Below are 11,546 nucleotides of genomic sequence, written 5' to 3' on the forward strand. Positions count from 1 at the left end.
AAAAGCCTCATTCGGCGGCGTGGGCAGCGGCCCCGAGCGCGGCGCGGATCGTGTCGGGGTGGATGTCGTCATGTTCAGCGATCACCACGAGTCGGCCCTGGCGCGCCTCGTCAGCCGTCCAGAGACGGTCGAACTGGTGGCGCACCCGCGCGCCTACGGCCTGCACCAGCAGCCGCATGGGTTTGCCCGCGACGCTCGCATAGCCCTTGACCCGCAGGATGTTGTGCGACCGGGCCAGGTCCTCGATGGCCGAAGCCAGTTGGGCAGCGTCGGACAGTTCGGGGATGTCGACGACGATCGATTCGAACTCTTCGTGATCGTGATCTTGGGCTTCGTCATGGTGGCTGGGGCGGGCGTTCATGTCATCCTCGGCGGCAGCGCCCAGGCCAAGCACGATACGTGCGTCAACCACGCCTTCGGCCACTTCGATCACGGGGAGGGGGCGCGGCGCGTCGGCGGCGATGCTCTCTTTAGCGCGCGCAACGCCCTCGGGGCCGGCAAGGTCGGGCTTGGTCAGCAGAATGATGTCGGCGCAGGCGATTTGATCCTCAAAGACCTCGGACAAGGGCGTTTCGTGATCGAGGCTGTCATCGGCCACGCGCTGTGCGTCCACCGCGGCCACGTCAGGCGCAAACCGGCCTGCGGCGACGGCCTCGGCATCGGCCAGGGCGATCACGCCGTCCACGGTCACGGCCGAGCGGATATCGGGCCAGTCGAAGGCCTTGAGCAACGGTTTGGGCAGCGCCAGCCCGGAGGTCTCAATCAGGATATGATCCGGGCGCGGATCAAGTGCCATCAGCGCCTGGATCGTCGGGATGAAATCATCGGCCACGGTGCAGCAAATACAACCGTTGGCCAGTTCCATGATGTTTTCGGCCGGGCAATCGGGGATCGCGCAGCTTTTCAGGATTTCGCCATCGACGCCGACATCGCCGAATTCATTGACCACCACGGCAAGACGCTTGCCGTCCGGATTTTGCATCAGGTGACGGATCAGCGTGGTTTTTCCCGAGCCGAGAAAGCCGGTGATCACGGTAACGGGTAGCTTGGCGAGATTGGTCATGTTTTGTCAGCCTCCGGGGCGGGGTTGTCGGTAAGCGGGGGGATACGGGCCACGCAATTGCGTTTGAAATGCTCGGGTCGCTCGCGCCACGGGATCAGCCCGTCCCCGGTGGCGTGATAAAGCTTGGCGCCCTCAAGGATGACGTCTGGTTGCGACACTTCATTGATGCTGCCGTAGATATAGGTCCAGCGGTCGCCGCCGCGCAGCGCCACGGTGCAGCCGTTGTCGCAGTTTTGCAGGCACTCGACGGGCGTCAGGCGCAGGCCCGCGGGCAACTCTTTGGCGCACAACGCGTCGTAAAGGCGCTGTCCGGGGCGGCGGTCGTCCTCGGGTGCTTCCTGGCCGCGGCGGCACTTGACGCAAACGAGCAGTTCGGTGGTGACCGGGGGGGCATGCGCGTCTTTCATCTGCTCGTCCCTTATCGGGGCACGGGGCAGGATGGCGGGCATTGCTCAGCTCGGAGCCCTGATCCCGACACCGGAACACCCCGTCCGGTTTCGTAAATCTCAAGCGCTGGCAGGTCTCCCGGCTTGCGGATATCGGAGCGTTTTCAAGGCTCCGGTGGGCGCCCGACCTTCCCGGCGCAAAGGCCAGTGGCATGGGGCGACCTCTCCGGTCACGGTCGCGGGGGCGGCTGTGCTTGACGCTTTCACAAGCGATGGCACATTCCCTTTTCACCTGTCATAGAACAGGCACCAGCTCGGCCAGATGACGGTGGGCAAGGGGGTTTGTCAAGGACGAGAATAGGGATGCGGCGATGAACGGGTCGACTTTCGGAAGAGTCTGGGCAAGAACCGGCGTTCTTGCCGCGCCATATCGCGTGATGTTTCCGCTCGCCGCGCTTTGGGCTGCGATGGCCGTGGGACTGTTTCAATGGGGCGGCGGGATGATCGTGCCCACCGACTTGCGACTATGGCATGTGCACGAGATGATCTTCGGCTTCGGTGGCGCGGCACTGACAGGTTATCTTGGGTCCGCCTGCTCGGCTTGGACAAGCCGTGCGCCGATCAATGGCTGGCGGGTCGGGGTTATGGTGCTGCTTTGGATAGGGGCGCGTGCGGCGCTGCTAATAGAAACCTTTCCGATAGCACCGCGCCTGGCACTGGCGGCCGGGGTGTTCTGGTGGCTCGCTGCCATGCTGTTTGAGGCGGCTTGGCGCGGCGGGCGCCAATGGCGGCCGGGGTTCATCATCTTTTGCCTTGCGGCTGGCGTGGGATCGGCGGCCTGGGTGGCCGGCATGGAAACGGGCGCGTTGAGCGGTGAGAAAACGGCCTTTCCGGTTATTGGTGTCGCGCTGCTGCTGGCTGTCGTCGGTGGTAGTATGGTGCCGGCGTTCCTTCGCAGCGCTGCAGCGTGCCCGGAGTCGCCAGCGCGGCGGGCGATGCCTTGGCTGCGGGTTCTTGCCCTTCTTGCTATGGCTATTGCGGCGTGGTCCTGGGGCCTGGGCGCGCCGAACGTGGCGGGCCAGGCGATGCAGATTGCTGGCCTATGTTTGTTTGCGAACATGCTGTCCTGGCCGTGGAGCGTCGCGCGCCGGGACTGCCTACTTGCCATGATGATGCTGGGTTATCTGTGGCTTCCCGCCGGTCTGTGGCTGTGGGGAAGCGCCCTCACCGGAGGGCAGCCGCAGGGCATGGTCGCGGCGATTCACCTGATTGTCATGGGGGCCATGGGCGGGATGATCATGGCCGTCGCCGCGCGCCCTTCGGCGTCGCGAACGCCTGCCGGCATACGCGCGCATCGCTGGGTGTGGGTTGGTTTTGCGCTGATCTCTTGCGCGACGGTTGCGCGGGTTTTCGGGGCGCTGGATATCGCCGCCATGCTTTGGATAGGAGGGTGGATGCTTTTCCTCCTTACGCTCGCCCCCGGTCTGCGCGGGCCGGTTCCGCGCCCGATCTTTAGCGGCACCCGCACCTCGGCGTAGCGCGTCTGGCCACTTGTCGCGTGGCCGCCATTGTGGTTTCGTCGCGCGCGTTCCCACGATTGAAGACAAAGGCGCCCGATGACTGATGACCTGAATGCCCGCCACAATGTGAAGATGCGCAAGATCAAAGAAGCGCGTGAGCGAATGATGGAGTCCAAGACCGAAGAAAAGGGCCTCATCATGGTTCATACCGGGTCTGGCAAGGGCAAATCGTCGTCAAGTTTCGGTATGGTTCTGCGCTGCATTGCCCATCGTATGCCCTGTGCGGTGGTGCAGTTCATAAAGGGCAATTGGGACTCGGGTGAGAAAACGATTCTGCGTGAGCATTTCGCCGACCAGTGCCGGTTCTTTGTCTCGGGCGATGGATTCACCTGGGAGACACAGGACCGGGAACGCGATATTGCCGCGGCTAAGAACGGTTGGGCCATCGCCAAGGCGCAGATACTCGATCCGGAAATCGAGTTTGTGCTGCTTGACGAAATCAATATCGCGCTGCGCTACGATTACCTTGATATAGATGAGGTGGTCGATTTCCTCCTGCATGAAAAGCCGCGCATGACCCACGTCTGCCTGACCGGGCGCAATGCCAAGCCCGAGCTGATCGGGGCCGCAGATTTGGTCACGGAAATGACGCTGGTCAAGCATCCGTTCCGGGACGGCGTCAAGGCGCAGAAGGGGGTGGAGTTTTGACCCAGACCTGGCGTGCGCCCCTGGGACTGGGCTATTGGGTTAGTAGATATTGATCGGGTCGTGGTGGGGCAGTTGTACAAACCAGCTGAAGGCCAGACGTCCCCTTTCCCCGAAGGGACTTATCCCACGACATCAGTGACGGGTATGCTAAGGGCGATTTTGTCAGTCGAACGCCTGAAATCTGTATTGAAATAGATGGCGAGTGGCCTCAAGTCGCCGATATGCAGCAGAAGTCGCGAGGTCCAAAAGACAACTGTCGTGGGAGCATGGGCGATCGATCTGGAGGAACACGAAACGTGGGAATCAGGGCGGTTTCCGGACCTTCGCCGCGGAGACAATCCGATTACCCGGCAAATATATTAGCCGCCATTCAGAGTGGACCGCGAACGAGGTGTTTCTATAGCGCCGCATGACGGCACCGAGCCCCATTCTCCAAATGCGGCAAGGTGCGCGACTGGCGGCTTCGACCTCATGGCTGCGGGTGCAGCAGGAGGTTCTATTTGCGTCGACACGCCGGTCGCCGCAGCGCTCGGAAACCTGGTAACGATGCTGTTGCAGCGATCAATCCTTTCGCCCAGACGCGCCCGGGTGCGCGTACTTGACGACAGCGACCCGTTTCGGCAGGGCCATTTCGGCCTGCGTCTATCTACGCGAATTGACTGGAATGGCCTCAAGTGCCGCGTCGGCATGCATTTCCATCACTCATTGACACCGATGGGCTGTCAGGCTCCGCGAGAAGGGCGGTCTCGCGCATGAGGTCCCCGCCCACCACAACCTCGAGGCCTGGCTGCACGACTATATCGAGGAGGCGGGGATCGCAGACGATCCCGGGGGCTGGCTGTTCCGGGCGGCCGAGGGGCGGACCGGGCGCCTGACGAAGCGCCCGCTCCAGGCGCGCAACGCACTCGACATGGTGCGGCGCCGGGCCCGGGATGCCGGAATCGCTGTGCCTGGGCTCTGCAATCACAGCCTACGCGCGACCGGAATCACCGCTTACATCGCCGCTGGCGGCGCGCTCGAGACCGCCCAGACGATCGCCGGGCACGCGAGCCCGCGAACCACGCAACTCTACGACCGCACCGGCGACGAAATCGCCCTCGACGAGATCGAGCGGATCATCCTGTAGCGGCTTCTACCGCTTGCGCTTGTCCGGTCTCTGGGTCAGCGCCGATGCCGCAGCAGACTTCGCCGCCTTGCTCGACTTGGGGTTGCTCAGCACCTTGGCCGCAGCACTTGCCGCCTTCTTGCCGGTCACTTCCTTGTTCTTGGCCATGTCGCCCCTCCTTGTGGAACTGGCTTTTGAGATGCCGGCCTCATGCGGCGGCGGGTTGGGTTCCCAACGAGATCGGTTGCAGCTCTGCAGTGAGATGTGGTGGTTCCTGTCGCCAGGCTGCTTCCACGATCTCCAGAGGCGGGTGCCGACGCTGGAACCCCCAGAAATCGATCATTTCCCCACTCGTTGTCTTGCGGAGGTCGTCGGGTTTGCAGCAATCCCGGTATAAGTCCGTGAAGTTCCCGCATCCGCAGAACTCGTCGTCCCGGATCTCGCAGATCCGCTCCGCTGGTTGAGGCACAGACTGGAAGCCGGGCCAGCGGCCGAACCACTCCAGGTGGAGATGTCTGGCGGCCCACACGGTGTAGAGATCGAGGAGCGCGACCGGAGGGTCTCCGGGGCCCCAGGTGCCATCCGTCATCTCGAAGGCGCAGATTGACCCGTCGGGAAAGTTGGTGTGCCGCGACCCGATCCAGGTGCGCGACACTGCCGTCTTCCAGAAGCCCCAGCCCCGGACGCGCAAGGTCCGTGAATACGGTAGATGCAGGAAGAAGAGGGCGGTTCTGCCGAGCCCGTTGGCGATTACGCTCTCCGCCATCAGCCACATCTCGTGCTCGTGGTCCCAGGCCACCAGGGTCGGATAGGCTTGAGCGCAGTCTGTCAGACCCTCGCTGTAAGCAGACCGTAGCTGCGCGCTGACGACCGATGCGGAGGCACCGGCCGACCGGGATCTTCGGGCCGGCCAAGGTCTTCCGGGCGCCCCTTGCCGTCGGGAGGACCATTGCCACGGTCCGGTTGCGGGTCGACTCGATCCTGCTGCCTCATGGCGCATCTCCAGGCCGATAATTGACGATGAACCGGGGGCCTCGTTCGGCCGGACGATGCCCCGGTTGTAGACCACAGGAAAAACACCGCGATCCATTTGCTCCCCGATCTCCCGTATCATTGTTCTGGGTCCCGGGTTCACTGGATCGCCTCCTGCTTTCGCACTGTAGTTCCGGTTGGATTGCGTGCGAGGGTGTGCTAATAATACGGATTATAAGGGAGGGCCGCGCGCCGTGTCAAGGCGTGCGAAGCGCACACAGGAATATTGATGACCATGGATACCAAAGCGCTCGTCGCGGCGCTAAAGCGCAAGCGCGAGTCGGAGGGCCTGAGCCTGAGGGCCCTTTCCGCGCAGATTGGGGTGAGTTTTTCTTCGCTCGCGCGCATAGAGAGGGGCGAAGGCCAACCCGATAACAACTCGACCATCAGGATTCTGGAATGGCTCGGGAACGACGGCAGGGACGCCGGGCTGTCGTTCCACAGCGTGGCGCTCGTCCACTTCCGGGCAGCAAAGAATGTCCAGTCGAACACGGTGCACTGCCTTCTCGAAGCAGCGAGCCACCTCAAGGCGAGCCTCGGGGCCAATCTTGGCCCAGCCGAGCGGCGCGAGATGGCGGAGGAGAGAGACCAGGATTCGGCTCCCACCTTCGCGCTGTCGAAACCCGAGATGGAAGACATGGCGCGGGAGTTCAGGGGGGACCTGAACGTGGGGCCGACGGAACCGCTGGAGGCGCTCGACGTCCGCATCTCGAGCGTCTCCGTCCACGTTCCGGGAGAGGTGCCCGGTCTTGATGAGCGATGCAGAGAGCATCTCGTTGGCATCGGGTCGCGGGATTGGTCGGCAATGAGCGTTCCGCTCGATCTCGAGGAGGAACGCTGGGCCGTCCTTAGAAACGACACCCATAGCCTGGAACGCCAGCGGGTCACCTATCTCGAAGAGTGCTGGCACATCCTGCTGGGCCACCGCCTCACGAAAATAGCGAAGATTGCTGACGCCTACGGGCGAACCTTCGACAGCGCCGAGGAACATGACGCCTACTACCTGGCGGCGGCCTGCATGCTGCCGGAGGCCATGCTCCGTCAGGCTGTGCGGGAAGGCCGGTCCGCCGCCGAGATCGGAACTGCTCACGGCGCCTCACCCGAACTCGTGGAGTATCGGATAAAGCGGCTGGGTCTGTGGCGAACCTACAAAAACAAGGGCCTCAAGCTCAAAAAATAGATGGACGAGCTTATCGTCGCCGCGGTCCGGGTCTCGGAAACAAGCCCCGAAAACGCCCTGATCCCCCTGCCAAGAAATTTCTTCTGAGGCCGTAACACTCAACCCAGTTCCTTGCCGAAAGGAACTGGACATGACGACTACCACCTCATCGAACACCCGCGATCTCGACCCGGCCGGCCTCACCCCCCGGGTGGGGCACATTTGCGGTTCACAGGATTTCAGAACTGAGCGCGCTCGAACCATCTCCTCCTCGTCAAGGAAGAGATGAACGATGTCCCACGATCAAAGTCCCGGTATCGCCAAGAAATTGAACCTCAACAAATTCTTCGCCGTTGGGGACGACAAGAGGAACGAGGTCCTTCGAGCTTTAGGCCTGTCTGCTCAGCGAGACCACGACTGGACCACGATCTGGGCTGCCTTGGGCCTATCGGCGGTGCAGAAGCGCAAGCTCTGGGAAGACTTGCAGGCTCCTATGCTCACGGTCGCCGAGGTGGCCGATATCGTCGAGAAGCGACCCAAAACCGTGAGCGGCTGGTGCGACCGGGGAGAATATCCGCCGGATTTTCCCGTGCCGTTCGACTTCGGTCCGCGGACCAAACGCTGGATCGCGCTCGAGGTCTGGGCATACCGACAGCCCGCAATCTACCGAAAGCGTGCCTGCGGGATCGCCCGTCCCTCTTCCTCTACACGCAAGATCCTGCGACGACCGACAGGAAATGGACTGGTGCCAACCACGCTCGATCCCATGGCGTTTTCCTGATGTCTTGAAGATGACCCACAAGGGTAGAGAGAAATTTTTTCGGCCAAATCTCTTTGGACCAATCTTCCGGGAAAGGTCCAAGGAGAATTGACCCATGTTCCAGTCTCTCGACGAACTCATAGCCGACGCGGAAGCCACGGTAGCCGCAGAAACCAGCCGTCGCGTCATGACCGAGGTCGAGGATATGCTCGACCGGGAGATTGCTGAGGGAAAATCCGAGAGTTCCCGCCAGCGTGCAAAAAGCGCCCTGCGCAGCCTTCTCAGGGTTCGGAACCTGACCCCGGAAACGGCGGACCTGGATATCGAATGGTTCGACGAAAATTTTCCGCTCGACGGCTGGGACCCTGTATCGATGCCGACGCTTACCCAGGATTCCTATCTCGACTATCGGAAGCGCGTGCGCGCCGCCATCGAGCGGGTTCTGGGGATCGCGCAGAAGCGGGATGCGGCGCGGTCAGCCCGGGACGCCTGGACCGATATGGGCGCCTGGCTCAAGGCATGTCCCGAGTTCGAAGGGTTGGGTTCGCGACGTCTCATTCCGGTGACTTCAACCCTGACCATGGGAGCGAGACAAGGTGGATTCCAGCCAGATGGGACCACCGACGAGGTCTTCCGGTGCCTGCACGGCGCCGCCCGAGACAGCGGCACACGGGAGAGCTATAGGAACGCCAGCGCCCTCATCGCTGATCTCCAGGCCAACCCCGAACGCGCCGAGATCTGGACCTGGATGCGGCATCCCATCTCGCCAATCCGGGCCGAACCGACTCGGACCTACGATCTGCCGGATCACTTCCTCGATGAGATCGAGGAGATGACAAAAATCGCTGCGCGGCTTCGGTATGTCACGGTCAAGGAGACTTGGGTGCACGTCGCGGAAAAGACCCGCGATAACTATCGCAACACGCTTCGCGCCATGGTGAGCGCACTGCTGGCGACCGGCCACATCTCGCCCCAAGCCAATAGCCTGCGCCCCGCTCTGGAGGACGCTGAGGCTCTCGCGGCCGCATTGCGAGAATGGCTGAAGTGGCTCACACAAGGCCAGTGGGCTGCGAGCACCGCTGTGCGTTATACTGGGCGACTTCCTTGCATCTTCGAGCGCAACGACCTCGAGACATCTGAGCTCAAGCGCCTGATCGAGGAGGTCGACGAGTTCCACGACTCGCTCGAGAAGCGCGAGATGAACGAAGAGACAAAGGCGTTCTGCCGGGCTCTAATAGAGCGGCCCGGCTTTCGTTCGGACTTCCTGCTGTCGCATGTAGAACCCCGAAAAGCTGCGGAGAAAATCCTCAAGCGGGCCAAGTCCCGCCGAAACGGGAAGCTGATGCCGAATGAGGCCACACTGGTCCGACAACTCGGGACGGTCGCCCTGTTCAGCGCGATCGAGTGCGGCGGCGCGCCGATCCGGGTGACGAACTTTCTCGGAATTACCTGCATCGGCACCGGCGCATGGTTAAAGAGGATCTCCAAGGATCGCTTCGAACTGACAGTGCCGGCGGCACATACCAAGAACAAGAAAAGAATCTGGGCTCCGATCGAGGCCAGCCGAGAGAGATACCATGACACGGTCCGCTGGTATCTCGAATATGTACGCCCGCTGTACCTCATCGATCCGTCGACCGGAAAGAGCCTCGATAGTTGCTACTTGGTGCCCAAGGTCACGGACCCGACCCAGCCTCTGCCCTACGATACGTTCAGGGGTTGGTTCCTGAAAATCATGCGCGACGTCTGCGGCATCGTCTGCACGCCGCATAATTTTCGCCACGGTCAGGCCTCGCTGCTCTACCACGACAATCCGGGTCTGCTTCGCACCATTGCACGCCGCCTTGGGGACACGGAGCAGACCGTCGTCGAGAACTATGCGTGGGTGCACGAGGAAATCGAAGCCGAACGCGGTCAGGCCGCGCTGGTGGCCATGATCCAAAAGAAAGGACGCAGATGAAACGCGATACCAGAACCCGCGAGAAGCTGCGCGGCCTACCAGTCTTTGCCCGCATGTCGGATCGTGTAGAGTTCGACACGCTCGACATGACTGATCTCCGGTTGGTGACGCGACTGCTCGAACATGCAGGCGCGCTCGATCAGGTCACGGAGGCCTCTGCCCTGGAGATCTCGGAACGTTCGGACCGCCGTCTGGACCAGATCCAGCGCGGCCTGCGGTATCTGGTTGGCCGGCAGCATCCTGCGACCCTGGCGGTTTCCTCCGCGCTCTCCCGGGTTCGAAACGAGGCGCGTGCCGCGGGCGGCCGGGACACCCGATCCCGCGAACTCATCCTGCAATCGACTCACTGGGGTCCGTTCCGTGCGCTTGCCGGAACCGCAGCTCTTTCCATGGCCCAACTACGGGCCACCGACCGCCTGCTGGCGCGCTATGGGACCCTCGAAGCGATTACGGAAGCGGTCATTCTGGAGGTGGCGGCCGAGACGCCGAACGCTCCCGTTCTTCTCCGAGCGGCATTCAGAAAGCTCGTCGGCGACAAGCATCCCGCATCGAGTGCTGTAACACTGGCGCTCGCGCGGCAGCAGAACCGAGCCGATGCTAACAGGGACCGGCGCCCGCGCGAGATCATTCTGGCGAGCGACACTTGGGACAAGCTGCGCGATCTGCCCGCGGCAAAGTCTCTGCCGATGGACTTGCTGCGCGTAGTCGATCGCTTCTTCGCCTACTGCTCGGCCCGCAATTTGCGTCACATCCAAGCCTGCGACGTCGCCAATTTCGATAAAGTTAACGAGGGCCAGGGGCCGTTGCAGCGGCTAAGGGACGGTCTCCGAGCGCTCTACGGAGCGCATCACCCGATCGTGCACACCGTGAGCGAAGCGCGCATTGCCAAGAGCCGGGCCTACTACGAGGCGACCGCCCCCGCCCGCACGATCGGGCAGGGCCGGCGCACTCTTCTATATTCAATTCCGGAAACAGAAGTGCCCGCTTTGTGGCTGGAGACCTTAGCCCGCCTCGAGGCCGGGGAGCGTGTTCGAGGCAGGAAGACCGCCGCAAGCTGTGTCCAGAGCATGCGAATGCAGGCAAGGTATCTTCTTTGGGCTGCCCGCCGGGAAGGACTTCCGGACGGCCTCTCACTGGAAGCTCTACGTGCCTATGATCAGGCCCTTGATGAGCGCGGCACTCGGGCGAGCTCCCGTGCCATCGCATTCGGCTGGCTGCGTATGTTGGCCTTCTATGTTGGCGCCGCTGATTCTATCGTTGACGACGCGCGGAGCGTGTCGGACTTCTACGAACGCTTGTCGCGCCGGGACCTTCCGTTGAAGGAGGACCGGCTCGCGGATCTGCCCGATCTGGCTGACGTATTCGAACTGGCCGGCAAACTCCTCGTGGAGGCAGCCTCGGAAACGCATAGCACGGCCCAGGCCACACTCTACACAGATGCCGGTGCGCTGGCCCTACTATCGCTGATCCCGTTCCGCAACCAAGACACCGTTCTGCTCTGGGGCGAGCACCTCACCTATCGCGACGAGCGGTATCACCTCGACAAGGCCATCACCAAGACAGGAGCCGCGTTCACGGGAAAGCTGCATCGCATCCTCGACCCGTTCATTGACGCTTTGCTCCTGAGAGGTCGCCCTCCGGCGCTTCTGCCTCAGCTTCGCGAAGCGGCCATCCAGAAAGATGCGCCGCTGTTCCCGAAGAGTAACGGCGCAGCCCGATCGGTGACCGGGCTTTCGCGGCGCTGGAACAAGCGGGTCGGAATGGACCTGTCGCGGTTTGGTGCCGCTCCTTTGATAGCATAATGTGCAGCAAAGGAGACGAACTATGGGCACAGGAAGAACGGATGAATTTCG

10 protein-coding genes, 1 pseudogene and 1 riboswitch are annotated in these 11,546 nt (G+C 62.4%); of the genes and pseudogenes, 7 read left to right on the forward strand and 4 right to left on the reverse strand.

All coding sequences use genetic code 11. The features are described from left to right. Nucleotides 1-7: 7 nt before the first annotated feature. Together cobW and G568_RS0115670 are read right to left on the reverse strand one after the other, a co-directional pair. Nucleotides 8-1,063 carry a cobalamin biosynthesis protein CobW gene (gene cobW / locus G568_RS0115665; protein ID WP_026758901.1) on the reverse strand — a complete coding sequence of 352 codons (1,056 nt, stop codon included), beginning with the start codon at nucleotides 1,061-1,063 and terminating at the stop codon, nucleotides 8-10. After that, on the reverse strand, nucleotides 1,060-1,470 hold the full coding sequence (locus G568_RS0115670) for a DUF1636 family protein (RefSeq protein ID WP_026758902.1): 411 nt from the start codon (nucleotides 1,468-1,470) through the stop codon (nucleotides 1,060-1,062). Before G568_RS0115670 ends, cobW begins: the two co-directional genes overlap by 4 nt. Before the next feature lie 91 nt (nucleotides 1,471-1,561). Further along, nucleotides 1,562-1,778, reverse strand: a riboswitch (cobalamin riboswitch). Between the two features lie 42 nt (nucleotides 1,779-1,820). Between G568_RS0115670 and G568_RS0115675 the strand changes: the two genes are divergently transcribed. The 3 genes and pseudogenes from G568_RS0115675 to G568_RS20010 all read left to right on the forward strand — a co-directional run. Beyond that, on the forward strand, nucleotides 1,821-2,987 hold the full coding sequence (locus G568_RS0115675; RefSeq protein ID WP_084627433.1) for an NnrS family protein: 1,167 nt from the start codon (nucleotides 1,821-1,823) through the stop codon (nucleotides 2,985-2,987). Nucleotides 2,988-3,065: 78 nt separating this feature from the next. Next, nucleotides 3,066-3,677 (forward strand): cob(I)yrinic acid a,c-diamide adenosyltransferase, encoded by a 612-nt coding sequence (cobO, locus tag G568_RS0115680; RefSeq protein WP_026758904.1) that lies wholly within the window; start codon nucleotides 3,066-3,068, stop codon nucleotides 3,675-3,677. 736 nt (nucleotides 3,678-4,413) lie between these two features. Then, nucleotides 4,414-4,803, forward strand: a pseudogene (locus G568_RS20010) (tyrosine-type recombinase/integrase); the annotation flags it as partial. 6 nt (nucleotides 4,804-4,809) lie between these two features. On the opposite strand, the gene G568_RS20545 reads toward G568_RS20010, so the two are convergent. Beyond that, a complete protein-coding gene (locus G568_RS20545) occupies nucleotides 4,810-4,950 on the reverse strand; it encodes a hypothetical protein (RefSeq protein WP_169576968.1) in 141 nt (46 codons plus the stop codon). 40 nt (nucleotides 4,951-4,990) lie between these two features. After that, nucleotides 4,991-5,581, reverse strand: a complete 591-nt coding sequence (locus G568_RS0115695; RefSeq protein WP_026758906.1) for a hypothetical protein — start codon at nucleotides 5,579-5,581, stop codon at nucleotides 4,991-4,993. A 462-nt stretch (nucleotides 5,582-6,043) separates the two neighbouring features. On the opposite strand from G568_RS0115695, the gene G568_RS0115700 reads away from it, so the two are divergent. The 4 genes from G568_RS0115700 (at nucleotide 6,044) to G568_RS0115715 (ending at nucleotide 11,495) form a co-directional block, all read left to right on the forward strand. Next, on the forward strand, nucleotides 6,044-6,994 hold the full coding sequence (locus tag G568_RS0115700; RefSeq protein ID WP_084627434.1) for an XRE family transcriptional regulator: 951 nt from the start codon (nucleotides 6,044-6,046) through the stop codon (nucleotides 6,992-6,994). Nucleotides 6,995-7,265: 271 nt separating this feature from the next. Continuing rightward, nucleotides 7,266-7,754 (forward strand): hypothetical protein, encoded by a 489-nt coding sequence (locus G568_RS0115705; RefSeq protein WP_026758908.1) that lies wholly within the window; start codon nucleotides 7,266-7,268, stop codon nucleotides 7,752-7,754. Nucleotides 7,755-7,848: 94 nt separating this feature from the next. Beyond that, nucleotides 7,849-9,693, forward strand: a complete 1,845-nt coding sequence (locus tag G568_RS0115710; RefSeq protein WP_026758909.1) for a site-specific integrase — start codon at nucleotides 7,849-7,851, stop codon at nucleotides 9,691-9,693. Continuing rightward, nucleotides 9,690-11,495 (forward strand): hypothetical protein, encoded by a 1,806-nt coding sequence (locus G568_RS0115715; RefSeq protein ID WP_026758910.1) that lies wholly within the window; start codon nucleotides 9,690-9,692, stop codon nucleotides 11,493-11,495. Before G568_RS0115710 ends, G568_RS0115715 begins: the two co-directional genes overlap by 4 nt. Nucleotides 11,496-11,546: the final 51 nt, after the last annotated feature.

The sequence above is a fragment of the Sediminimonas qiaohouensis DSM 21189 genome (assembly GCF_000423645.1).
Classification (GTDB): Bacteria; Pseudomonadota; Alphaproteobacteria; order Rhodobacterales; family Rhodobacteraceae; genus Sediminimonas; species Sediminimonas qiaohouensis.

What these genes read in the sequence shown, in the direction of transcription:
- cobW (WP_026758901.1), bottom strand. Translation starts at nt 1,063, where the DNA reads ATGACCAATCTCGCCAAGCTACCCGTTACCGTGATCACCGGCTTTCTC.
- G568_RS0115670 (WP_026758902.1), bottom strand. Translation starts at nt 1,470, where the DNA reads ATGAAAGACGCGCATGCCCCCCCGGTCACCACCGAACTGCTCGTTTGC.
- G568_RS0115675 (WP_084627433.1), top strand. Translation starts at nt 1,821, where the DNA reads ATGAACGGGTCGACTTTCGGAAGAGTCTGGGCAAGAACCGGCGTTCTT.
- cobO (WP_026758904.1), top strand. Translation starts at nt 3,066, where the DNA reads ATGACTGATGACCTGAATGCCCGCCACAATGTGAAGATGCGCAAGATC.
- G568_RS20545 (WP_169576968.1), bottom strand. Translation starts at nt 4,950, where the DNA reads ATGGCCAAGAACAAGGAAGTGACCGGCAAGAAGGCGGCAAGTGCTGCG.
- G568_RS0115700 (WP_084627434.1), top strand. Translation starts at nt 6,044, where the DNA reads ATGACCATGGATACCAAAGCGCTCGTCGCGGCGCTAAAGCGCAAGCGC.
- G568_RS0115705 (WP_026758908.1), top strand. Translation starts at nt 7,266, where the DNA reads ATGTCCCACGATCAAAGTCCCGGTATCGCCAAGAAATTGAACCTCAAC.
- G568_RS0115710 (WP_026758909.1), top strand. Translation starts at nt 7,849, where the DNA reads ATGTTCCAGTCTCTCGACGAACTCATAGCCGACGCGGAAGCCACGGTA.
- G568_RS0115715 (WP_026758910.1), top strand. Translation starts at nt 9,690, where the DNA reads ATGAAACGCGATACCAGAACCCGCGAGAAGCTGCGCGGCCTACCAGTC.